We start from the raw sequence: 23,725 nt of genomic DNA on the forward strand, positions 1-23,725 counted from the left end.
TCGTCGTCTCGATGAGATATGGCGGCCGGCCTGCCGATCGCCAGAACCGGCCCGCAAAACGGTTCGGCCGGACGTCCGGTCCCGCAGGACACCGGACGCCCGGCCGTGCGACTTAGAGCGACTCGGCGCCGGAGATGATTTCGATGAGCTCGGTGGTGATCTGCGCCTGGCGGGTCCGGTTGAACTCCAGGGTCAGGCGGTTGATCATCTCGCCGGCATTGCGCGTCGCATTGTCCATTGCGGTCATGCGGGCGCCCTGCTCGGACGCATCGTTCTCCAGAAGCGCGCGGAAGATCTGCACGCGGATGTTGCGCGGCACGAGCGCGTCGAGGATCTCGGCCGCCCCCGGCTCGTACTCGTATACGCCGCCGCCTTCCGCCTTCAGCTCGGTGTCCTCGTCCTCGCCGATCACCGGCGCGGCCGGGATGAGCTGGAGGCCGGTCGGCACCTGGCTGATGACGTTGCGGAACTCGGCATAATAGAGCGTCGCCACGTCGAATTCGCCGGCCTCGAAGCGGGCGACGACCTTGTCACCCACGAGTTGAGCCTCGGTGAAGCCGATCTTGCGCACGGACTTGAAGTCGATCAGCTCGACGATCTTGTCCATGTGGTTGCGCTTCAGAATGTCGTAGCCCTTGCGGCCGACGCAGAGGATTTTGACATCCTTGCCGGCCATCATCAGGCTCGTCAGGTCGGCCAGAGCCTTCTTGACGATCGACGAGTTGAAGCCGCCGGCGAGACCGCGGTCGGCGGTGCAGACGACAAGCAGGTGCTTCTCGTCCTTCCCGGTGCCGGTCATCAAGACCGGCGCATCCGGGTCGCCTTCGGTCATCTGGGCGAGGTTCGCGAGAACCGCGGCCATGCGCTCGGCATAAGGCCGTGCCGCCTCCGCCGCTTCCTGCGCACGACGCAGTTTCGCGGCGGCGACGAGCTGCATCGCCTTCGTGATCTTTTGCGTCGCCTTCACGGAGGCGATGCGGACTTTGAGGTCCTTCAGAGACGCCATGATTCGATCCTGATGTGTCGGCGGGGCTTACGCAGCCTTCGCCGGCACCTCCTGGCTCTTGAACTGCTTGGTGTAGCCTTCGACCACGCCCTTCAGTTTCTCGGTCAGCTCGTCGGTCAGCGCCTTCTTCTCCCAGATACCGTCCAGGATGTCCTTGTGCTGGCCGCGGATCAGCGTCAGCAGACCCTGCTCGTACGCACCGACCTTGTTGGTCGGGATCTGGTCGAGGTAGCCGTTCACGCCGCAATAGATCACGCAGACCTGCTCGGGCGTCGTCAGCGGCGAGAACTGCGGCTGCTTCAGAAGCTCGGTCAGACGGGCGCCGCGGGCCAAGAGGCGCTGGGTCGAGGCGTCGAGGTCCGAACCGAACTGGGCGAAGGCGGCCATCTCGCGGTACTGGGCAAGCTCGCCTTTGATTTTGCCCGCGACCTGCTTCATCGCCTTGATCTGCGCGGACGACCCCACGCGCGACACCGACAGGCCGACGTTCACCGCCGGACGGATGCCCTGGTAGAACAGGTCCGTCTCGAGGAAGATCTGACCGTCGGTGATCGAAATCACGTTGGTCGGAATGAAGGCGGACACGTCGTTGCCCTGGGTCTCGATGACCGGGAGAGCGGTCAGCGAACCGTTGCCGGCCGCATCGCCCATCTTGGCGGCGCGCTCGAGCAGGCGGGAGTGCAGGTAGAAGACGTCGCCCGGGTAGGCTTCGCGGCCCGGCGGGCGGCGCAGCAGAAGCGACATCTGACGGTAGGCGACGGCCTGCTTGGACAGGTCGTCATAACCGATCACGGCATGCTTGCCGCTGTCGCGGAAATATTCGCCCATCGCCGTCGCGGTGAACGGGGCGAGGAACTGCATCGGCGCCGGGTCCGAGGCGGTCGCGGCGATGACGATGGAATATTCCAGCGCGCCACGCTCTTCGAGCGCTTTCACGAACTGCGCGACGGTCGAACGCTTCTGACCGACGGCGACGTAGATGCAGTAGAGCTTGTTGGCTTCGTCGTTCGCGTCGTGGATCGGCTTCTGGTTCAGGAAGGTGTCCAGAATGATCGCCGACTTGCCGGTCTGACGGTCGCCGATGATCAGCTCGCGCTGGCCGCGGCCGATCGGGATCAGCGCGTCCACGGCCTTGAGGCCGGTCGACATCGGCTCGTGCACCGACTTGCGCGGGATGATGCCGGGCGCCTTCACGTCGACGCGGCGGCGCTCCTCGAACATGATCGGGCCCTTGCCGTCGATCGGGTTGCCGAGCGCGTCGACGACGCGGCCGAGCAGACCCATGCCGACGGGCGCGTCGACGATGGCGCCGGTGCGCTTCACCGTCTGCCCCTCGGAGATCGCACGGTCGTCGCCGAAGACCACGACGCCGACATTGTCGACTTCGAGGTTCAGCGCCATGCCGCGGGTGCCGTCTTCGAACTCGACGAGCTCGCCGGCCTGCACCTTGTCGAGGCCGTAGACACGGGCGATGCCGTCACCGATGGACAGCACCTGGCCGACCTCGGAAACCTCGACGTCGGAGCCGAAGTTGGCGATTTGGTCCTTCAGGATGGCCGAAATTTCGGCGGCGCGTACGTCCATCTTATGCGGCTTCCTTCATGGCCTGGCGCAGCCCCAACAGACGGGTGCGCACGGAGGTATCGATCATTTGGCTGCCGAGACGCACGATCAGACCGCCGATCAGCGACGGGTCGACCACGGTCTCGAGCTTCATGGTGCCGCCGGTCTTTTCCGACAGCACCTGGCGCAGCGTTTCGAGCTGCTCGTCGTTCAGCGGGGAGGCGCTGGTCACCACGGCGAGCGTCTCGCCACGGTGCTTGGCCATCAGCCCGGCAAAAGCCTTCAACATGTCGCCCAGCGCGAAGAGGCGGCGGTTCTTCGCCGTCAGCTTGGCGAAGTTGGCGACCAGGCCGCCGACGCCGTGCGAGGCCATCACCGCGTCGAGCGCGCGGATCTGATCCTCCGCCTTGAAGACAGGGCTGTCCATCAGGCGGCGCAGATCGTCGCTCTCGGCGATCATCTGGCGGAGATTGGAGGCGTTGGACTCGACCTCGTCCAGCGCGTTCTGCTCGCGCGCGAGGTCGAACAACGCGGATGCGTAGCGTTCTGCAACGCCGGATGATTCGGATGTAGCCAAGGCGTTCTTTCTGGTGTTCGTCTTGCCCGTCCGCGGACTGCGCGGCGCTTAGCATACGCGTTTTTTTGGCGCAACGCCGCTCGGGCCCGTTCGAGCCCAAAGTTGCGCTGCGCCGGGGCCATTTCGCGCACCTTGCCCCCGGATCGCAAACAAAAAGAGAGACAAACCTGTCGGTCTGCCTCTCTTGCTTCTTTATAAAGCCGCCCTGCGGTACGCGACCATCCGGCAGCATAATTCCGGCAGGCGGGCCCGGCGCGGCGCCCTGCCGCACCCGGCCCGGGTGCGCGCCTCACATCGCCGAGCGCGAACCGACGTCGTCATTCGCCACCGCCGAAATGAACGTGTCGATGCTGCCCGACAGATCCGCGCTCGACGCCTGCAGCGCCTTGGAGAGCTGGCTCACGCTGCCCGCCACCTCGCGCGTTTCGCCGACCTTGTTCTCGACACCCTGAACGTTGGTGGCGACGCCGTTGGTCTGCGCCGACACCTCGTTGACGTTGCGCGAGATTTCGCCCAGCGCGGCGGACTGCTCTTCCACCGCCGCCGCCACCGCCGCGGAGTTGGCGTTGACGTCCGAAATCGAGCCGGAGATCACGCTGATCGCCGACACCACCTCGTCGACATCGCCCGACACCTGGCCGATGACGCGGCCGATATCCTCGGTCGCCTTCGCGGTCTGGTCGGCGAGCTGCTTCACCTCGTGCGCCACCACGGCGAAGCCCTTGCCGGCATCGCCCGCCCGCGCCGCCTCGATGGTGGCGTTGAGCGCCAAGAGGTTGATCTGCCCGGCGATGCCGTTGATGAGGTCCACCACCTGGTGGATCTCGTCCGACCGCGCCTTCAGTCCGGCCACCTTCTTGGTCGCCGTGTCGGTCGCGTCCGTGGTCGTCTGCGTCAGGTGCGACACATTCTGCAGCTGGCTGGAAATATCTTGGATGGAGGCCGTCATCTCCTCCACCGCGGCCGCCACCGAGCGCACGCTGTGTCCCGTCGCCGACGCCGCGTCGTTCACCGTGCGCGTGTAGGTGAAGCTCGCCCCGACCACGCTGTCGAGCGACGTGGCCGCGCCGTTCAGCTTCAAGCCGGCATCCGAAAGCTGCTTGAGCAGCGCGCTCGAATGGCCGCGGAATCCGCGGACGGCCTCGGTGATCGCTTCGGCGCGGCGGGCCTTCTCCTCCGCGTCACGGCGGTGCTCGGCCTCCACCTCGTCGTTGTGCTCGCCTTGGTCGCGGAACACCTCCAACGCGCGCGACAGCTCGCCGATCTCGTCGCCGCGCTGCGTCCCGTCGATGGCGACGGACCAATCGCGGTCCTTCAGACGCGCCGTCGTTGCGGCGAGGCGGCGCACCGGCAGCGACACGCTCTGCCGCATGATCATCGCCATCGACACCGAGACGACGAGGATCAGCGTCGCGGCCACCAGAGCCACGATCGAGAGCATGTTGAGGTCCTTGAGCTGCCTTGCCCTGCGCGCCTGCAGGTCGGCACGTCCGGCCTCGGTGATCTCGGAGAAGCCCCGGTTCATCTCGTCCCACAGCGCGACGTTGCGCGGCGACAATTCGCGCAGTCGGGCCATGTCGAAGGTCAGCGGGTCGGTCATCTCGGCGAGCTGGAAATCGGCGACGTCGGCCTTCCATTGGTCGATCTTCGCCGCCAGCGCGGTGACCATGCGCCCGAGATCGGACTCCATGTCCAGCGTGTCGGTCACGTTCGCATAGGCAGACGTGATGGAGCGGAAGCCGGCCTCCACCTCCTCGGCCACCGCCACGTCGCCGCTGTTGATGTAGAACAGCAGCCGCGAATGGGTGCGCGTCGCGCTATCGCGCCAGCGGCCGATGTCTTCCATATCGGCCTGCATCCGGCCCGCCTCGCGGATCGAACCGATGACGTACTGCGAATCGTAGAGGTTGTAGGCGGCGGCCACCATCGTCACCCCGATGATGGAGGCGAACGCCACCCAAAGCTTCTTGGAGATCGAAAGATTGTCCATCATCGGTCGAAGGCCCGGCGCTGAAGTTCGGTGAGGTTGAGTTCGATCGTCGCCGCGCCGATCGCCTGGCCCGTGTCAGGGTCGGCGACCGACAGCGACACTTGGGCCCGCCAGGTGCGGGTTTCGTCATGCCATTCGGCATCGTCGATGAAGACCGTGTAGGCGCCGACCGGATAGGTCCTCTGCCACTTGGCCTCGTCGCCTTGCCAATAGTCCGACGTGATGGCCGATTGGCCGACGTTGAGACCGTAGGAATCCATCACGATCATCTCGGCATAGAGGCCGAGTGAGCGCGCCTGGACACGGGTCAGATAGATGGACAGCGGGCTCGAGAGCGTCGCGGCGATCAGCGGCTTGCGCCTATTATCGCGCTCCTGAACCCATGTGGCGTCGAGCGCTTCGATCTGCGCCTGGGTGATGCCGCGGCGCTTCTCGTTCTGCATGGCGATCGACGCCGCCACCAACGGATTGGCCAGCGCGTCGCGCAGCTCCGCGACCACCTCCTGGGTGATCAGAGCCACCGTTATTCCCTTGGCGGAATCCTGTCCCTTCTCCGCCTGGACCGCCCGCGAGGGGGTCGCATATAGTCCGCCTGAAAGGACCGCAAGCGCGGCCAACAGGGCCAAATTCAGTCGACGCAAGGCCGTCCTCCCTATGGAAAATCTCGGGCACTCCGGGTCTCACCGGGCATGTTCCGTCCACAGGGCGTTGTAGGGCTGCGTGCTTGAACGAGGCTGGCGCGAACCTCACTTTCAGATTTCTACCGGGAGCCGGAATGGGCCGAGCCTTGCCGACCGAGCGATGGCGGCGACGCGCGGTCGCGACATCGCCGAGGTGCGGCGACCGTCAGGCAGGAACGCGCCGCCTCGTCGCCGCCCGCCAGAGCCGCCCGTCGATCACCGAAAGCCCCAGCGCGATGAGGCCCATGCCGGCGAGCTGCCGCCCCGTCACCGGCTCGCCCAGGTAGAACGCGCCGACGAACAGCGCCACCACCGGCACCATCACCGTGACGAGCACGGTGTTGGTCGCCCCCGCACGGCGGATGATCGCGAAATAGAGCACGTAGGCGAGCACCGTTCCCGGCAGCGCATAAGCGAGCATGGCGAGGACGACCTCGCGGTCCGGCATCGGCAGGGAGAGCGGCGCGTCGATCGCGAAGGCGGCGGGCAGCATCACGAGCGCCGCCGACGTGGTCTGCCCCGCGCTCATCACCAGCGGGCTGAGCGCGAACCGGCCCATGCGCCGCGCGAAGACCGACGACACCGCGTAGGACACCGCCGCGCCGACGATCGCGAGCTGGCCCCAAAGATCCTCGCCGATTCCGCCGAGGACCTGCGGCCCCACGATCAGCGCGACCCCGCCGATCCCGAGAAGGATGCCCCCGACACGCTGCCCCGTCAGCCGCTCCTCCGGCAGCACCACCCCGGCGATGAAGGCGGCGAAGAGCGGCGTCGTCCCGTTGAGCACGGCGGCGAGGCCGGAGGTGATCTGCGTCTGCCCCCAGACGATGAGCGAAAAGGGGATGACGTTGTTGGTGAGCCCTAAGAGCGCGAGGCCCAGCCACGCCGCCCGGCCACGCGGCAGCGCGGCGCCCATCGCGGCGATGATGGCCCAGAGGAACACCGCCGCCAGCGACACGCGAAGGGCGACCAAGGTGACGACCGGCAGCCCGCGCAGCGCGATCTCGACGAGGGGGAAGGAGAGGCCCCAAAGCACCGCGAGCGACAGCAGCATCGCCCACGAGACACCGTCCAGCCGAATGGCAGCGCCGGGCACCACGGGGGTGCCCGCAGCATTCACCGCAGACATGGATCGCCTTTCATCATGCCGGGCGCAGCGGCGCCGCAAAGGTCAGTCGAGGTGGCGGCTCAGCGCCTCGAGGCAGGGGTCCGGTAACACCTCGTGGACAAAATGCCCTTCGCCCTCGATCTGGACCACCCTGACGCCGAATTCGGCATCAAGCCGCCGGACCTCGTCGGCCGTCAGCACGCTCGATTGGGCGGGATCGCCGGCGATGAGCGTCACCGGCACGTCCAGCGCGCGCAGCAAGGCGGCGGGGTCGAAACCGTCGCCGATTGACAGGTCGATCAGGCCGTCCAGCACACGGTGATCGAACGCCGCCATCTGCCGCGCCCGGCGCGCGACGCCGTCCGGGCCGAACCTGTCCATCGTGCTGGTGCGCCCGTGGCCTGAGCCCCACCCGGCGACCTCGTCGCGCCACATCGCCTCGCTGTGGGCGGCGAGAGGCCCGGTCATCTGCTCCTTCAGGCGCACGAAGCCGCGGTGGAAGGCCCCCGTCCCCCCGTCCCCTTTCGACAGCGCGAAGAGCGGCGGATCCTCCAGCACCAGCGCGCGGATGGCGCCAGGCCGCGCCGCCGCGAAGGCGAGCGCGACGCAGCCGCCGAGCGAGTGGCCGTAGAGCACCGGCGGCGGCCCCTGCGGCAGAACGACGTGCTGCGCCATGCCGACCGCGGTATAGGCGCCGAGCCTCGGCCCGTCCCCGTGGCCCGCGAGGTCCAGCGCCGCCGACGGCCGGCCGAGTGCCACGCGCAGACAGTCGAAATCGGACCGGTCGCGCGTGACGGCATGGAGGAAGACCACGGCGGGCGCAGGATCGTCCGGCACCGCGGCCGGCCCCGGCGTCCCACTCGCGACGGGCGCAGCCGCTTCGGCTGACGGCCTCACGCGCCCGGTGCCTTCGGCCCGGCGAGCTTCTCGACGGCCTCCGCCAGCGCACGCACCTCGCCGCGCAGCGCCTTCACCTGATGCGCGACATGGTGCTGTTCCTCCATCATCGCATCGCGGCTCGCCGCCGCCTCCGCCTCGACGTCCTGCTGCATGCCCGACACGATGATACCGATGAAGAGGTTCAGCACCGTGAACGACGTCACCATGATGAACGGCACGAAGAAGAGCCACGCCTCCGGGTGAACCTCCATCACCGGCCGCACGATGCCCATGGACCAGGATTCCAGCGTCATCACCTGGAACAACGTATAGGCCGAGGTGCCGATGGAGCCGAACCAGTCGGGGAAGGTCGGCCCGTAGAGCGAGGTCGCCATCACCGAGAAGACGTAGAAGATGATCACCATCAACAGGATGATGGACGCCATGCCAGGCAGCGCAGCGATCAGCCCGCCGACCACCCGGCGCAAGGTCGGCACCACCGAGATGAGGCGCATCACCCTGAGGATGCGCAGCGCCCGCAGCACCGAGAAGCCGCCGGTGGACGGCATCAACGCGATGCCGACGACGAGAAGGTCGAACAGGCTCCACGGATCGGTGAAGAACCGGGTGCGGAAGGCGATCACCCGCAAGAGGATCTCGACGACGAAGACCGCGAGGATCAGCCGGTCGAGCGCGCTCAGCACCGGGCCCGCCGCCGCCATCGCCTGCGACGACGTCATCAGGCCGAGGATGATCGCGTTCACCACGATCAGGACGACGATGAAAAACTCCCACCGCTGGGAGAGAAGGAGACGTTGAAGGGCTTGCACCGCTGACTCCGGAACACGTGACGCGCCCTCGTGGCCGACACGCGGCGCACCCGTCAAGGCGGACTGTCGCGGGAGGTGCCATGCGGCGCGCCCCCTGCCCCGGAGCGCGTCACCGCGCCGGCCGTCCGCGGCGTCAGGAAGAGCGCCGCCCCTGGCTCCCCCGCGTATCATTTGAAGATGGACTGCAGCGACTTCTGTTCCGCCGTGTGCGCCGCGAGCCGGGCCTCCGCCTCGGCCACCGCGACGGGCTTCTTCTTCGGCATCACCCACCAGAAGTCGACGTGCCCGCCGAGCTCCTGCACCGCGCTCCGCCCCGCCACCGTCGCGATACCGCCGACGCCCACGCGCAGATTTTCCGTCACCTGCCGCACCACCATCGCCGAAAGCTTGTGGTGGCTGGCATCGCCTCCGACCTCGAAGGTCGAGAAGCTCTGGGCGATCACGTCCCACTTCGGCAGCACCTTGGCGCCCACGGTGAGGTCGAGCTTCACCTCGTCGGGCTGGTCGGCATCGAACCTCTTGCGGTAGGCGGCCTGCGCATCGGCATAGACCGGCTTGCCGAGCACCGTGCCCGAAACGCCGCCCAAGGCGCGGATTTCGACCGCCGGCCCGTCGCTCGGTTTACCGTCACCCGCCGTGGTGAAGCCGCCCGACAGCGCGGTGATCTGCGTCGACGCGACCCAGAAGGGGCCCTGGTAGAGCCGCACCCGCGCCCCGCCCGCCACCGAGGCGAAGGTCTGAGATTGCGGGGCGATCAAGGTCGGGCTCACCTCGGTCTCGATGGATTCGTCGGTCAGCTCCCCCGCGACCACCGCCGTCAGCCACGGGCGCAGGCCATATTCCAGCGCCGCCGACAGCGTCATCTTCTGATATTCGGGCACGGTCACGAGGTCGCCATTCTCGTCGAACCCGTGATCGCCATAGGTGAATGTGGAGGTGACGTAGGTGCGGGTTTCGCCGCGCTCGATCGTCCAGGCGCCCGCCAGTGCGGACGACGCGCATCCGGCCAACAGGACACCGAGGACCCACCGCATCGCTCACCCCCAACACGAACGCCGCATGATGCGCAATCTATGATTTAGATCTACAACAACCCTTCATTGAGCGCTACCCACAGTTTCGCACTCTGTGATCGTCCTTGAGCCGCCGTGCCGCGCCCTGTTGTTAGTCATCGCGCGCGCGCCTCTTGTGCGCCATCGGCGAGGCTGTATGGTGCGCCGCCTGGACCGGCCCATGGCGGTCCGGCAACCACCCGCCCCGCGCGGGCTGGCGAGAGTGGCGGAATCGGTAGACGCAGACGACTCAAAATCGTCCGCCGCAAGGCTTGGGGGTTCGAGTCCCCCCTCTCGCACCATGGGTTTTCTCTTCACGCTGCCGCGGCCCTCTGGGCCGCTTCGCTCCAGAGGGGGCGCCGGTCCCCGGCGGCGCGCGGTCGCGCTTGCGAACCCCGCTGGGGTTCGAGCGCGGTTCGTGTGGGCCGCCGCGGACCTGAGGGCGGCTGCTCCTGCCCCCGCTTCTAGGCCGCGCCGAGCGGGGTGGGGCCGAAGGTGGCGCGGGCGCGGGGCGGGGTCGCCGCCAGAAGCGTCACGCCGCGGGCGCCGAGGAACACCAGAAGCGCCAGCCACAGGCCGTGATTGCCCATCAGCGGCGCCGCCACCGCCCACACCGCGAAGAAGGCGAGCGCCGACAGAAGCATCATGTTGCGCATCATCGCCGACCAGGTCGCGCCGATATAGACGCCGTCCATGATGAAGGCGAGCACGCCCGACACCGGCGTCAGCGCCGCCCAGCCGATGTAGACCAGCGCCGCCGCCCGCACGTCCGGCGCGGTGGTGAGCGCATAGATGAGATGGTCGCCGAAGAGGAGCGCCAGCAGGCTGAGCCCTCCCGCCAGCGCGCCGCCCGTGACGAGCGAGAACCTCACCGCCCTGTCGAACGCCGGGCGGTAGTTGGCCCCCACGGCGCGCCCGGCGAGCTGCTCCGACGCGGTCGCAAGACCGTCCAGAAAATAGCCGCCGATGAGGAAGAAGTTCATCAGAAGCGCGTTCGCCGCCAGGATCACGTCGCCATAGCGCGCGCCCATGGCGGTGAAGAAGGAGAACGTGCCGAGAAGCACCATCGAGCGGATGAGGATGTCGCGGTTGACCGTCATCATGCGCAGGAAGGCCGCGCGCTCCATCACGTCGGCCAGCGCCGGACGCGGCCGCCGCCCCAGCGCGCGGGCGACCAACACCCCGCCGGCCGCCAACGTCGCCGCCTCCGCCAGCACCGAGGCGGCCGCAACGCCGCCCATGCCGTAGCCGAGGCCCATCACCAGCCCCATCGACCCCGCGACGTTGACCAGCGCCATGATGAGCTGCAGCACCAGCCCCGCGCGCGCCCGGCCGAGGCCGAGCAGCCAGCCGAGGATCGCGTAGTTCGCGAACATCAGCGGCATCGCATAGACGCGCACGGTGTAATAATCGCGCGTCGCCGCCGACACCGCGTCGGACGCGCCCATCAGCGCCAGGAAGCCTTCGAGGATCGGTGTCTGAAGGGCGACCATCAGCGCCCCCGCCAAAGCGGCGACGATGAGCGCGCGCCACAGCACCATCGCCTCCGCCTCGCGGTCCTCCGCCCCCATCGCCTGGGCGACGAGCCCGGTCGTGCCGGACCGCAGGAAGTTGAACGTGGCGCCGAAGAAGTCGAACAAGAGCGCCCCCAGCGCCACCGCGCCGATCAGCGCCGCATCGCCGAGCTGACCGATCACCGCGACGTCCGTGATGCCGATCAGCGGCGTCGACAGGTAGGCGAGCGTCATCGGAACGGCGATCGCCACGACGGTGTGCAGCGTGACGGGAAATGGCCGGGGCGTCCGGCGCACCTGCGGGGGGAGGCTCATCGTGTGGTTTCCATGGCCGGCCGCAACGACGGCCTCCGGGCGGGCGGGACGGCCGGTGAGGCCCCCCGAGGCCGACATGGGGCCGCGGCCCCCCTTCCGGCAAGCCCGGCGTGTCGCGTGGCAGTCCAATCGCCGCCGGACGGTTGACAGCCCCGCCCAGCGACCGCATAATCCTATAAAGATTTCTTTATGTGGAAATGCGAACGATGGATGCCGGAGCCGCCGGTACGGGACACAACACGCTCGTCGCAGCGCTCCGCGCCGCGGGCGAGACGACGCGCCTGCGCATCCTCTCCCTCCTTTCCGATTCCGACCTCACGGTGAAGGACCTGACCCTCATCCTCGGCCAGAGCCAGCCGCGCATCTCGCGCCATCTGAAGCTTCTGGCCGATGCTGGTCTGGTCGGCCGCTCGGCGGAAGGGGCCTTCGCCTTCTACCGGCTAGCCGAAAGCGGCGCCGGAACGCGGCTTGCCGAGGCGCTTCTCGCCCAGCTCGACCCCGACGACCCGATCCACACCCGCGACCGCGAACGCCGCGCCTCCATCCGCGCCGCCAAGGCCGCCGCCGCGGCGGATTATTTCGCCGCCAACGCCGAGGCCTGGGACCGCATCCGCTCCCTCCACGTGCCGGAGGACGAGGTGGAGGCGGCGATGCTGCAGCTCCTCGGCCCCCGGCCGATCGCCAACCTGCTCGACGTCGGCACCGGCACAGGCCGCATCTTGGAGCTGATGGCCCCGCATGCCGAGCGCACCTTGGGGGTGGACGCGTCCGCCGCCATGCTCGCCGTGGCGCGCGCCAACCTCGCCAAGGCCGGTATCGCCAACGCGCGGCTCGCCCAGGACGACATCTACGCCCTGTCGCTGGGCGAAGACCGGTTCGACGTCGTGATCATCCACCAGGTGCTGCACTATCTGGACGATCCGGGACGCGCCCTCACCGAGGCGGCGCGCACCCTCGCCCCCGGCGGCCGCCTCCTGGTGGTCGACTTCGCCCCCCACAGCCTGGAAGAGCTCAGGACCAACGACCAGCACCGCCGCCTCGGCATCGCCGATGCGGACATGGACACCTGGCTGCGCGAGGCGCGGCTGGAGCTGGCCGGCACCCTGCGCCTTTCGGGCACCGGCCCCGCCGACGACGGCCGCACCGCCGATGCGGGCGCTTCGGGCGCCGCCCCGGCCGACACGCTCACCGTGTCGCTGTGGCTCGCCACGGATCCCCGCATCCCGTCCCACGACATTCGCCAAGAGGAAGGCGCCTTCGCATGACCCGGGTTTCGTTCGAGTTCTTTCCGCCCAAATCCGACGCCATGGAAGAGACTCTGTGGGCCACCATCACCAAGCTGGAGCCGCTCAACCCGGACTTCGTCTCGGTGACCTACGGCGCCGGCGGGTCGACGCGCGAGCGCACCCACCGGACCGTGAAGCGGATCGTCGATGAGACGAACCTGCGCGCGGCCGCCCATCTCACCTGCGTCGCCGCCTCGCGCGATGAGGTGAACGCGGTCATCAAGGACTATTGGGACGCCGGCGTGCGCCACATCGTTGCCCTGCGCGGCGACATGCCCGAAGGCCCCGGCACGCCCTACGCGCCGCACGCCGACGGCTACCAGAACGGCGCCGATCTCACCGCGGGCATCAAGGCGATCGACCCGTTCGAGGTCTCGGTGACGGCCTATCCCGAAAAGCACCCCGATTCGCCGGATTGGGACACCGACCTCGACCAGCTCGCCCGCAAGGTCGACGCCGGGGCCGACCGCGCCATCACCCAGTTCTTCTTCGACAACGACCTTTACGAGGCCTACCTGGAGCGTGTGGCCAAGCGCGGCATCAAGGTGAACATCGTCCCCGGCATCATGGCGATCCACTCCATGAAGCAGGTGAAGCGCTTCGCCGGGATGTGCGGCGCCTCCGTGCCGGACAGCCTCGCCTCGCGCTTCGAGGGGCTGGACGACGACGCCGAGCAGCGTCTCCTCGTGTCGGCCGCCGTCGCCGCCGAGCAGGTGCTGGACCTGCAGTCGCGCGGCGTCGACACCTTCCATTTCTATACGATGAACCGCGCCGAGCTCGTTTACGCGCTGTGCCGCCTCATCGGCATCCACCCGGCGACCGAGCCCGCCGCCGCGGCCTGACCGGAGCTTTTATGTCTCATCCCATCCTGAAGGCTGCGCAGGAGCGCATCCTGATCATCGACGGCGCCATGGGCACGATGATCCAGAAGGAAAAGTTCGACGAGGACGCCTTCGTCGGCACCCATGCCGGCCACGGGAATGGATGCGGCTGCCACATCCATTCCGACCACCCGCAGTCGGGCAACAACGACCTCTTGTCGCTGACCCAGCCGGAGACGATCGAGAAGATCCACCGGCTGTACCTCGAGGCGGGCGCCGACATCATCGGCACCAACACCTTCTCGTCCACCCGCATCGCCCAGGCCGATTACGGGCTGGAAGAGCGCGTCTACGACCTCAACGTCGCCTCCGCCAAGCTGGCGCGGGCCGCGGCGGACAAGGTGACGGCGACCGACCCCACGCGTCCCCGCTTCGTCGCCGGCGCCATGGGGCCGACCAACCGCACCCTCTCCATCTCGCCGGATGTGAACGATCCCGGCTTCCGCGCCGTCACCTTTCAGGAGGTCGTCGCGTCCTATGAAGAGGCCGCACAGGGCCTGCTGGACGGCGGCGTCGACACGCTGCTGGTCGAGACGATCTTCGACACGCTGAACGCCAAGGCCGCCATCTTCGCGATCGAATCGCTGTTCGCCCGCGGCGCGCGGCGGGTGCCGATCATGATTTCCGGCACCATCACCGACCGGTCCGGCCGCACCCTGTCGGGCCAGACGCCGACCGCCTTCTGGCATTCGGTGATGCACGCGCGGCCGCTGTCGGTCGGCCTCAACTGCGCGCTCGGCGCCAACGAGATGCGCCCGCACATCGCCGAGATCGCCAAGGTCGCGGACACGCTGACCTGCGTCTACCCGAACGCGGGCCTGCCGAACGAGATGGGCGAATACGACGAGAGCCCGGCCTACATGGCCCGGCAGATCAAGGAATTCGCCGACGAGGGGCTGCTCAACATCGTCGGCGGCTGCTGCGGCACGACGCCCGAGCACATCGCCGCGATCGCCGACATGGTGGCGAGCTACACGCCGCGGAAGGTGCCGGAGCGCAAGCCGCTCCTCAGCCTGTCGGGCCTGGAGCCGTTCGTTCTTACGGAGGAGATCCCCTTCGTGAACGTCGGCGAGCGCACGAACGTCACCGGCTCGGCGCGCTTCCGCAAGCTGATCAAAGAGGGCGATTACGCGACCGCCCTCGACGTCGCCCGCGACCAGGTGGAGAACGGCGCCCAGGTCATCGACGTGAACATGGACGAGGGCCTGCTCGACTCCAAAGAGGCGATGGCGACCTTCCTGCGCCTCATCGCCTCCGAGCCGGACATCGCCCGCGTTCCGATCATGGTCGATTCCTCCAAGTGGGAGGTGATCGAGGAGGGGCTTCGCAACGTCCAGGGCAAGGCGATCGTCAACTCGATCTCGCTGAAAGAGGGCGAGGCGCAATTCCTGGAGCAGGCCGACCTCGTGCGCCGCTACGGGGCCGCCGCCGTCGTCATGGCGTTCGACGAAACCGGCCAGGCCGACACCTTCCAGCGCAAGATCGAGATCTGCGAACGGGCCTACAAGCTCCTGACCGCAAACGGCTTCCCGCCGGAAGACATCATCTTCGACCCGAACATCTTCGCCGTCGCCACGGGCATCGAAGAGCACAACAATTACGGCAACGACTTCATCAACGCGACGCAGTGGATCGCCGAGAACCTGCCGCACGCCCACGTGTCGGGCGGCGTGTCGAACCTCTCCTTCTCGTTCCGCGGCAACGAGCGGGTGCGCGAGGCGATGCACTCGGTCTTCCTCTACCATGCCATCAAGGTCGGCATGGACATGGGCATCGTGAACGCGGGCCAGCTCGCAGTCTACGACAACCTCGACGCCGAGCTGCGTGAGCTGTGCGAAGACGTGGTGCTGAACCGGCGCGACGATGCGACCGAGCGCATGCTGGAGGCCGCCGAGCGCTGGAAAGGCGGCGCCGGGGCGAGCCGCGCCAAGGACCTCACCTGGCGCGAGGGCACGGTGGAAGAGCGCCTGTCCCACGCCCTCGTCCACGGCATCACCGAATACATCGAGGCCGACGTGGAGGAGGCGCGGGCGAAGGCCGAGCGGCCGCTCCACGTCATCGAAGGCCCGCTGATGGACGGCATGAACGTCGTCGGCGACCTGTTCGGCTCGGGCAAGATGTTCCTGCCGCAGGTGGTGAAGTCGGCCCGCGTGATGAAGCAGGCCGTCGCCTATCTGATGCCTTACATGGAGGCCGAGAAGGCCGGCGCGCGGCAGACCGCGGGCAAGGTGCTCCTCGCCACCGTGAAGGGTGACGTTCACGACATCGGCAAGAACATCGTCGGCGTCGTCCTCCAGTGCAACAACTTCGACGTGATCGACCTCGGCGTCATGGTCCCGTCGCAGAAGATCCTGGAGACGGCGAAGAACGAGAACGTCGACATCATCGGCCTGTCCGGTCTCATCACCCCGTCGCTGGACGAGATGGTGTCCGTAGCGGCCGAGATGCAGCGCGGCGGGTTCGACGTGCCGCTTCTGATCGGCGGCGCCACCACGTCGAAGATCCACACCGCGGTGAAGATCAACCCGAACTATTCCGCAGGACAGACGGTCTACGTGACCGACGCCTCGCGCGCGGTCGGCGTCTGCTCGCGGCTGATGGGCGACCGGGCGAATTATGCGGCCGAGGTGCGGTCCGACTACGAGCGAACCGCCGAGCGCTATCTGAAGGGTCACGGCGAGAAGCAGCGCACCCCGCTCGCCGATGCCCGCGCCAACGCCTTCGCCACCGACTGGACCGCCGTCACCCCGCCCGCCCCGGCGGAGCTCGGCCTGCGCAACATCGAGGTGCCGATCCAGACGCTCGTCGGCTTCATCGACTGGACTCCCTTCTTCTCCGCCTGGGAGATGAAGGGGATCTATCCGGCGATCCTGACCGACGACCGCTTCGGCGAGCAGGCCTCGAAGCTGTTCGAGGACGCGCAGAAGATGCTCGCCAACATCGTCTCCGGCGGCTGGCTGACGGCGCGCGGCGTGGTCGGCGTGTGGAAGGCCAACGCGGTTGGCGACGACATCGTCATCACCGACGGCGCGGGCGAGAAGCACACGCTGCACACCCTGCGCCAGCAGATGCCCAAGTCGGACGGGCGCGCCAACGTCGCCTTGTCGGACTTCATCGCGCCGGAGGGCGGGCCGCAGGATTATATCGGCGGCTTCGCGGTGACGGCCGGCATCGGCGAGGACGACCATGTCGGCCGCTTCGTCCAGCAGGGCGACGACTACGGCAAGATCCTGTTCCAGTCGCTCGCCGACCGTCTGGCGGAGGCGTTCGCCGAATATGCCCACATGCGCGTGCGCCGCACGATCTGGGGCTACGCGGCGGACGAGACGCTGACCCCGGCGGAGATGATCGCCGAGACCTATCGCGGCATCCGCCCTGCGCCGGGCTACCCCGCCCAGCCGGACCACACCGAGAAGGCGACGTTGTTCCGCCTTCTGGAGGCCGAGGAGCGCACCGGGGTGAAGCTCACCGAGAGCTTTGCCATGTGGCCCGCCTCGTCCGTCTCCGGGCTCTATTTCGCGCATCCGGAGAGCTACTATTTCGGCGTCGGCAAGATCGAGAAGGATCAGGTCGAAGACTACGCCAAACGCAAAGGATGGGACCTCGACACCGCCGAGCGGTGGCTGGCCCCGATCCTCGCCTACGTCCCAGGCTCCGTCCAAGAGGCGGCCTGAGACGGGCGCGGCGGAACGGTCCGCCACGGTCCGCCGCGCTCCCCTCCTTCCGCCCGGCCGCCGCTCTTGCGCGGCGCGCCGGGCGTTTCGTTGCCGCACGCCCGTTGTATCGCGGGCGGCGCGCGGTAGGTTACCCGGCAAACCTGGAACCTCGCGTCATGTTCGCCATCAAAGCCGTCAGCTACACCGACCCCGGTGCGCCCGCCCTCTTCGCCCGCTCGCTGCACGAGACCGGGTTCGCGGTCCTGAAGGATCATCCGATCGCGCCGGAGCGGATCGACCGCGCCTACGCCGAATGGGGCGGCTTCTTCGCCGATGAAGGGAAGTTCGGCTTCAAGGTGAAACCGCCCTCGCCGGAGGGCTATTTCCCCTTCCGGTCCGAGAACGCCAAGGGCGCGACGGCGAAGGATCTGAAGGAGTTCTTCCAGGTCTATCCGGCCACCGCGCTGCCGGGCGCCGTGGAGGAGACCACGCGGGCGCTTTATGACGACCTGACCGATCTCGGCATCACGCTGCTGGAGTGGATCCAGGCGAACACGCCTCCCGAGGTGGCGAAGACCTTCGCCGAGCCGCTGCCGGACATGCTGCGCGGGTCTCAGAATTCGATGTTCCGCATCCTGCATTATCCGAGCCAGGCGGGCGAGCCGCCGGAGCCGGGCGCGACGCGGGCGGCCGCGCACGAGGACATCAACCTCATCACGCTGCTGCTCGCGGGGTCGGCGCCGGGCCTTCAGGCGCAGGACCGCACCGGGGCGTGGCACGAGGTGCCGTGCGACCCCGGCATGATCGCGGTCAACATCGGCGACATGCTGCAGCTCGCGTCGGGCGGCTATTACCCGTCGACGACACACCGCGTGGTGAACCCCGCCGTGGGCGACGGCGGGGCCCGGTTCTCGATGCCGATGTTCATGCACCCGCGCTCCGAAGTCGCGCTGAGCCCGGAGAAGACCGCCGGCGCCTACCTGCAGGAGCGACTGCGCGAAATCGGCCTCGCCTGAGCCGCGCGAGGATTGCCCGGCCGGGCCATCGCGTCACAGGGTCAGAGATGAGGCGGTGCAGCGTGTTGCGCCGCCGGACCAGTCGACCAGCAATGTCGCGGTGAAGCGGCCGGACAGGCTCGTTTCGGACAGCACCTCAGTCACGCCCGCCGTCGCCGCGAAGGCGCCGCCCTGGCGGATCGTGCTCGTCCCGCCGCTCCCCCCGCCCTCGACGGCGAAACTGTAGCGGCCGGCGACATCACCGTCCGCCTCCACCACCGCGACGAGCCGGGTGCCGCCGCGGGTGGGGGCGGCGTCGATCCGGCAGCGCAGCGGCGCCGCGCCGGACGCGGCGAGCGTGGTGGCCGGCGTCGCCGCGACCGGGGCGGCGTCCGACGACGAGGCGAACCAGGCGCCGATGCCGGCTTGCGCGCCCCCCGCCGCCGCGACGACCGCGGCGGCACAAAAGATCATGCCGATGGGCTTCATGGTCTTACCAGCCTCCCTGGATGATGACCGAGATGTTGCCGTTGCCGCGCTGGATGACGCGCGTATCGTTCCCCGCCCCGGCCTGGATGACGGCCGCCGCGTTGTTGCGCCCGCGCTGGGTCACCGCCGCGCCGTTGGCATCGCCGAACTGGGCGACACCGGCGATGTTGCCGCCGCCGCGCTGGATCACCTCCTGGTAATTGTAGCGGCCGACCTGGCCGGAGACGATCTCGTTGCGGCGCCCGCGCTGGTCCTGCAGCGCCCGGTTGCGGAGCCCCTCCTGCGATGCGGTGACGCGGTTGCGCACGCCGGTCTGGCGGGTCTGGATCTCGTTCTCGCGGCCCGACTGGCGGTGAAACGCGCTGAGCTTGTTGCCTTCGTGGCCGATCGCCGAGGCATTGTAGGAGCCGGACTGCTCGAGCTTGATGCTGTTGCCGGCCTGAGCCTCGACCGCGCCGATGCCCGTCACGAGGCTGAAGGCGACACAGGTGCTGGCGATGAACATGCGGGTCTTCATGGAAGGTCTCCTCGTTTGCTGTGAGAGGAGATCTACAGACCCTCAGCTGATCGGCGCATGAAGGGACGATTCTATTTCCGTTCATCGGCCTAACCGCCAGATGAACGGCCGGAGAGCGGGCGCGCTGCTGCTGCTTTTTTGCCCCTGGTCAAATCCCGCGCGCTCGCTCTAAGTTGAGGCACACGGCATCATTTTTCGTCTGCGGAGAACACCCATGCCCAGCCTCACCCGGCGGTCCGCCCTCGCCACCGCTCTCACGGCGGCGGTGGTCGCCGTCAGCGTCCCGGCCGCCGCGCAGGACTTCAAGCCCGCCGTCGTGTTCGACATGGGCGGTAAATTCGACAAGTCGTTCAACGAGGGCGTCTGGAACGGCGTGAAGCGGTTCATGGACGAGACCGGCGTGGAGGTGATGGAGTTCGAGGTCACCAACGAGACGCAGCGCGAGCAGGCGATCACCCGCATGGCCCAGCGCGGGGCCGACCTTGTGCTCGGCGTCGGCTTCGCCCAGGCGGATGCGATCGACAAGGTGGCGCAGGACTATCCCGACACCAAGTTCGCCATCATCGACGTCTATTGGCTCGACCAGCCGAACCTGCGCCAATACCGCTTCGAGGAGCATGAAGGCTCCTACCTCGCCGGTGTCGCGGCGGCGCTGGCGTCGGAGTCCGGCACGGTCGGCTTCGTCGGCGGGATGGACGTTCCGCTCATCCGCAAATTCGCCTGCGGCTACGTTCAGGGCGTGATGGACACCAAGGCCGACGCCACGGTGCTGCAGAACATGACCGGCACAACCCCGTCGGCCTGGAACGATCCGACCAAGGGCGCCGAACTCGCCCAGAGCCAGATCGACCGCGGGGCGGACGTCGTCTACCACGCGGCAGGCGGCACCGGGCTCGGCGTCATCCGCCAGGTGGCGGACTCCGGCAAGCTCGCCATCGGTGTCGACAGCGACCAGGAGAGCGTCGCCCCCGGCTCGGTGCTGACCTCGATGCTGAAGCGCGTCGACAATGCCGCCTACGACACGATGATGGACGCCATGAACGGCGAGTTCACCCCCGGCATCGTCTCGCTGGGCCTGGAGGAAGACGGCGTCGGCATCGTCGAGAACGAGGCGAATGCCGAACTTCTGACGCCCGAGATCCGCGAGGCGGTCGAGGCCGCGAAGGCCAAGATCATCTCCGGCGAGATCGAGGTTCACAACTACGAGGACGACCAGGCCTGCCCGTCCTGATCCGTCCCGATGACTGAGCCTTCCACGGCCGGCGCCGTCCACCCGGATCCGGCCATCGAACTCATCGGCATTTCCAAGCGCTTCGGCCAGGTGCAGGCCAACGACGACGTGTCGCTGAGTGTGCGCGCCGGTGCCGTCCACGGCATCATCGGCGAGAACGGTGCGGGCAAATCGACCTTGGTCTCGATCCTTTCCGGCCACTATCAGGCCGATTCCGGGACGATCCGGCTGTTCGGCGAGGAGGTGAAGCTCGCCTCCTCCGCCGATGCCATCCGCCTCGGCATCGGCATGGTGCACCAGCACTTCATGCTGGTGCCGAACTTCACCGTCATCGAAAACCTGATGCTGATGACGGCGAAGGCGCCCTTCCTGACGGCGAGCCGGAAGGAGGTGCTGTCCCGCCTCGCCGAGATCGGCGAGAAATACGGCCTCACCGTCGATCCTCAGAGGGTGGTGGAGACGCTTCCGGTCGGGCTACAGCAGCGGGTGGAGATCATCAAGGCGCTGTTGGCGGGCGGGCGCATCCTCATCCTCGACGAGCCGACCGGCGTTCTGACGCCCGACGAGACCGACCGCCTCTTCGAGAGCCTCGCCGTCCTGAAGGCGCGCGGCGTCACCATCCTCCTCATCACCCACAAGCTCCGCGAGATCATGGCCGTGACCGACGACGTGTCGGTGATGCGCCGCGGCCGGATGGTCGCCGGACGCCGCACCGCGGACACCGACCGGCAGGAGCTGGCCGAGCTGATGGTCGGCCGCACGGTGACGATGGTGACGAACGAGACCGCCCGTCCTGCCGGGCCGCCGGTGCTGACCGCCTCCGGCCTCTCGCTGACGGACGCTGCGGGCGTGGCGCGCCTGTCGGACGTCTCGTTCACGCTCCACGCGGGCGAGATCGTCGGCGTCGCGGGTGTCGCGGGCAACGGCCAGTCGGAACTCTTGAACATCCTCGCCGGGCTCGACGTGCCGACCGCCGGTCAGTTCACCGTGGCGGGACGGACGGTGAGCGCCGCCGCGCCCGCCGACCCACGCGCGATGCGCCGCCTCGGTGTCGCCCATGTGCCGGAGGACCGGCGGCGCGAAGGTCTCGTCCTGCCCTTCGCCATGAGCGAGAATTCCGTTCTCGGCTATCTGGACGAGGCCCGCGGCCGGCGCCCGTGGCTCCTCGAGACCCGCCGCATGCGCGCCCGCTGCCAATCCCTCATGGACCGGTTCGACGTTCGGCCCGCCAACCCCCGCCTCGCCGCGTCCGGTTTTTCCGGCGGCAACCAGCAGAAGCTCGTCATCGCGCGCGAGCATGGGGCGGGGCCGGCGGTGCTCCTCGTCGGCCAGCCGACGCGCGGGGTGGACATCGGCGCCATCGAGTTCATCCACCGCGAGCTTCTGGCGCTGCGCGACGCAGGCTGCGCGATCCTCCTCGTCTCGGTTGAGCTCGACGAGATCCTGGCCCTGTCGGACAGGGTGATCGGCATGAACGGGGGCCGCATCGTCGGCACGCTGGCGGCGGCGGAGGCGGACCGGCGGCGCGTCGGCCTTCTGATGGCCGGCATCGGCGGCACTGCCGAGATCGCCGCCGGGGCGCAGGAGCTGAGCGCATGAGCGGCCCCCTTCCCCGCTGGGCCGACGTTCTCGTCATCCCCCTCATCAACGTCGCGCTCGCCTTCCTGGTGGCGGGCGGAGTGGTGGCGCTGATCGGCGAGAACCCGCTGGCGGCGCTCAGGGTGATGATCGAGGGCGCCTTCGTCTACCCCGGAAGCCTCGGCTACACGCTCTATTACGCAACCAACTTCGTCTTCACCGGGCTCGCGGTGGCGGTCGCCTTCCACGCGCGGCTGTTCAACATCGGCGGTGAGGGGCAGGCGGCGATCGGCGGGCTCGGCGTCATGGCCGTGTGCCTGACGCTGGACCCCTATCTTCCCGGCGTCCTCGTCATCCCGCTGGCGATCCTGGGGGCGGCGCTGTTCGGCGGGGCGTGGGCCTTCCTGCCGGGCTTCCTGCAGGCGACGCGCGGCAGCCACGTCGTCATCACCACGATCATGTTCAACTTCATCGCCGCGGGCATCCTCGTGTGGCTCCTCACCGGGCCTTTGATCCGCCCCGGCCAGTCGACGCCGCAGACGCGCAACATCGCGCCGGATGCGACGATCCCGACGGTCCACGAGATCGCCCGCGCGCTGGGGTTCGAGGCGTCGTCCTCGCCGCTCAACCTGTCGATCCTTCTCGCCGCCGCGGCCGCCTTCGGGGTGTGGGTGCTGATCTGGCGCACCCCGTTCGGCTTCCGGCTGCGCACTTTGGGCGAGTCGGAGCCGGCGGCGCGCTATGCCGGTGTCCCGGTGCCGTCCATGGTGGTGGCGACGATGGTGATCTCCGGCGCGCTGGCCGGGCTGATGGCCACCAACGCCGTGCTCGGCGCGCAGGAAAAGCTCGTCAACAACTTCACCGCCGGGTTCGGCTTCACCGGCATCGCGGTGGCGTTGATGGGGCGGGCGCATCCGGTCGGCATCGTGATGGCGAGCCTGCTCTTCGGCGCGCTCTACCAGGGTGGGACGGAATTGTCGTTCGCCTACTCCACGCTGGACCGCAACATGGTGCTGGTGCTGCAGGGGCTCATCATCCTCTTCTCCGGCGCGCTGGCGCACATGCTGGACGGACCGTTGTCGCGCCTGTTCGCGCCGCGGCGTCGGCTGCCCTCGACACCCTAGCGGAGGCGCACCATGCAGCAGCAGATCTCGGTCATCACGTTGGGCGTCGCGGATCTCGCCCGCTCCGCCCGCTTCTACCAGGACGGGTTCGGCTGGGCGCCGGTGTTCCAGAACGAAGAGATCGTCTTCTACCAGATGAACGGTGTCATCCTCGGCACCTTCCTGAAGGACTCCCTCGCCGCCGACATGAACCGGCCCGGATTTTCTGGCCCCGCGGCCTTCGCGCTCGCCCACAATGTCGCCACCGCCGAGCCGGTGGCGCCGGTGATAGACGCGCTGATCGCCGCAGGGGGCCGCCTGCTGCAGCCGGCCTCGGCGCCGCCCCACGGCGGCCTGCGCGGCTACGTCGCCGACCCCGACGATCACGCCTGGGAGATCGCCTTCATGCCCGGCATCACCATCGCCGAAGACGGCCGCGTGAGCTTCGACCTGTGACGCGGGCGCTCGCGGAGGA

The 23,725-nt window shown here is 68.3% G+C and carries 20 protein-coding genes and 1 tRNA gene; 9 read left to right on the forward strand and 12 right to left on the reverse strand.

Annotated features, from left to right (window positions below):
* Window positions 1–112 precede the first annotated feature (112 nt).
* The 9 genes from BIX52_RS07395 to BIX52_RS07435 all read right to left on the reverse strand — a co-directional run bounded on the left by BIX52_RS07395 (window position 113) and on the right by BIX52_RS07435 (window position 9,667).
* A complete protein-coding gene (locus BIX52_RS07395) occupies window positions 113–1,006 on the reverse strand; it encodes a F0F1 ATP synthase subunit gamma (protein ID WP_075220403.1) in 894 nt (297 codons plus the stop codon).
* 27 nt (window positions 1,007–1,033) lie between these two features.
* A complete protein-coding gene (gene atpA / locus BIX52_RS07400; RefSeq protein WP_075220404.1) occupies window positions 1,034–2,590 on the reverse strand; it encodes a F0F1 ATP synthase subunit alpha in 1,557 nt (518 codons plus the stop codon).
* Window position 2,591: 1 nt separating this feature from the next.
* Window positions 2,592–3,146 carry a F0F1 ATP synthase subunit delta gene (locus BIX52_RS07405; protein WP_075220405.1) on the reverse strand — a complete coding sequence of 185 codons (555 nt, stop codon included), beginning with the start codon at window positions 3,144–3,146 and terminating at the stop codon, window positions 2,592–2,594.
* 289 nt (window positions 3,147–3,435) lie between these two features.
* Window positions 3,436–5,139: a methyl-accepting chemotaxis protein gene (locus tag BIX52_RS07410; RefSeq protein ID WP_083550123.1), complete on the reverse strand. Its 1,704-nt coding sequence runs from the start codon at window positions 5,137–5,139 to the stop codon at window positions 3,436–3,438.
* Entirely contained in the window at window positions 5,136–5,657 is a 522-nt protein-coding gene (locus BIX52_RS07415) for a hypothetical protein (RefSeq protein ID WP_245803149.1), read from the reverse strand. The genes BIX52_RS07410 and BIX52_RS07415 overlap by 4 nt, the downstream gene beginning before the upstream one ends.
* A 325-nt stretch (window positions 5,658–5,982) precedes the next feature.
* The gene (locus BIX52_RS07420; RefSeq protein WP_083660101.1) at window positions 5,983–6,945 is read right to left on the reverse strand and encodes a DMT family transporter; all 963 of its coding nucleotides are present in this window, start codon (window positions 6,943–6,945) and stop codon (window positions 5,983–5,985) included.
* Between the two features lie 42 nt (window positions 6,946–6,987).
* Window positions 6,988–7,821, reverse strand: coding sequence for an alpha/beta fold hydrolase (locus tag BIX52_RS07425; RefSeq protein WP_083660102.1), 834 nt, complete (start codon window positions 7,819–7,821; stop codon window positions 6,988–6,990).
* Window positions 7,818–8,633, reverse strand: coding sequence for an ion transporter (locus BIX52_RS07430; protein ID WP_075220408.1), 816 nt, complete (start codon window positions 8,631–8,633; stop codon window positions 7,818–7,820). The genes BIX52_RS07425 and BIX52_RS07430 overlap by 4 nt, the downstream gene beginning before the upstream one ends.
* A 167-nt stretch (window positions 8,634–8,800) precedes the next feature.
* A complete protein-coding gene (locus BIX52_RS07435) occupies window positions 8,801–9,667 on the reverse strand; it encodes a hypothetical protein (protein ID WP_075220409.1) in 867 nt (288 codons plus the stop codon).
* Between the two features lie 235 nt (window positions 9,668–9,902).
* On the opposite strand from BIX52_RS07435, the gene BIX52_RS07440 reads away from it, so the two are divergent.
* Window positions 9,903–9,987, forward strand: a tRNA-Leu gene (locus tag BIX52_RS07440).
* Window positions 9,988–10,149: 162 nt separating this feature from the next.
* Here BIX52_RS07440 and BIX52_RS07445 read toward each other — a convergent pair.
* Window positions 10,150–11,514 (reverse strand): MATE family efflux transporter, encoded by a 1,365-nt coding sequence (locus tag BIX52_RS07445; protein ID WP_075220760.1) that lies wholly within the window; start codon window positions 11,512–11,514, stop codon window positions 10,150–10,152.
* Between the two features lie 197 nt (window positions 11,515–11,711).
* Between BIX52_RS07445 and BIX52_RS07450 the strand changes: the two genes are divergently transcribed.
* The 4 genes from BIX52_RS07450 (at window position 11,712) to BIX52_RS07465 (ending at window position 18,353) form a co-directional block, all read left to right on the forward strand.
* Window positions 11,712–12,779 carry an ArsR/SmtB family transcription factor gene (locus BIX52_RS07450; RefSeq protein ID WP_083660104.1) on the forward strand — a complete coding sequence of 356 codons (1,068 nt, stop codon included), beginning with the start codon at window positions 11,712–11,714 and terminating at the stop codon, window positions 12,777–12,779.
* On the forward strand, window positions 12,776–13,642 hold the full coding sequence (gene metF / locus BIX52_RS07455; protein WP_075220411.1) for a methylenetetrahydrofolate reductase [NAD(P)H]: 867 nt from the start codon (window positions 12,776–12,778) through the stop codon (window positions 13,640–13,642). Before BIX52_RS07450 ends, metF begins: the two co-directional genes overlap by 4 nt.
* A gap of 11 nt (window positions 13,643–13,653) precedes the next feature.
* Complete coding sequence (metH, locus tag BIX52_RS07460; RefSeq protein ID WP_075220412.1) at window positions 13,654–17,355, forward strand: methionine synthase; 3,702 nt, start codon at window positions 13,654–13,656, stop codon at window positions 17,353–17,355.
* A 158-nt stretch (window positions 17,356–17,513) separates the two neighbouring features.
* Window positions 17,514–18,353 (forward strand): isopenicillin N synthase family dioxygenase, encoded by an 840-nt coding sequence (locus BIX52_RS07465; protein WP_075220413.1) that lies wholly within the window; start codon window positions 17,514–17,516, stop codon window positions 18,351–18,353.
* Window positions 18,354–18,386: 33 nt separating this feature from the next.
* Here the strand turns inward: BIX52_RS07465 and csgH are convergent, their stop codons facing one another.
* Window positions 18,387–18,821 carry a curli-like amyloid fiber formation chaperone CsgH gene (csgH, locus tag BIX52_RS07470; protein WP_075220414.1) on the reverse strand — a complete coding sequence of 145 codons (435 nt, stop codon included), beginning with the start codon at window positions 18,819–18,821 and terminating at the stop codon, window positions 18,387–18,389.
* A 4-nt stretch (window positions 18,822–18,825) separates the two neighbouring features.
* A complete protein-coding gene (locus tag BIX52_RS07475) occupies window positions 18,826–19,338 on the reverse strand; it encodes a hypothetical protein (RefSeq protein WP_075220415.1) in 513 nt (170 codons plus the stop codon).
* A gap of 214 nt (window positions 19,339–19,552) precedes the next feature.
* On the opposite strand from BIX52_RS07475, the gene BIX52_RS07480 reads away from it, so the two are divergent.
* The 4 genes from BIX52_RS07480 to BIX52_RS07495 are packed head-to-tail and all read left to right on the forward strand — an operon-like array spanning window position 19,553 to window position 23,706.
* Window positions 19,553–20,569 carry a BMP family lipoprotein gene (locus BIX52_RS07480; protein WP_075220416.1) on the forward strand — a complete coding sequence of 339 codons (1,017 nt, stop codon included), beginning with the start codon at window positions 19,553–19,555 and terminating at the stop codon, window positions 20,567–20,569.
* 9 nt (window positions 20,570–20,578) lie between these two features.
* A complete protein-coding gene (locus BIX52_RS07485; RefSeq protein ID WP_075220417.1) occupies window positions 20,579–22,168 on the forward strand; it encodes an ABC transporter ATP-binding protein in 1,590 nt (529 codons plus the stop codon).
* Window positions 22,165–23,271: an ABC transporter permease gene (locus BIX52_RS07490; protein ID WP_075220418.1), complete on the forward strand. Its 1,107-nt coding sequence runs from the start codon at window positions 22,165–22,167 to the stop codon at window positions 23,269–23,271. Before BIX52_RS07485 ends, BIX52_RS07490 begins: the two co-directional genes overlap by 4 nt.
* A 12-nt stretch (window positions 23,272–23,283) precedes the next feature.
* Window positions 23,284–23,706, forward strand: coding sequence for a VOC family protein (locus tag BIX52_RS07495; RefSeq protein ID WP_075220419.1), 423 nt, complete (start codon window positions 23,284–23,286; stop codon window positions 23,704–23,706).
* The last annotated feature ends 19 nt before the right edge of the window (window positions 23,707–23,725 follow it).

The sequence above is a fragment of the Acuticoccus yangtzensis genome (genome assembly GCF_001927245.1).
In the GTDB taxonomy this organism is placed as follows: domain Bacteria; phylum Pseudomonadota; class Alphaproteobacteria; order Rhizobiales; family Amorphaceae; genus Acuticoccus; species Acuticoccus yangtzensis.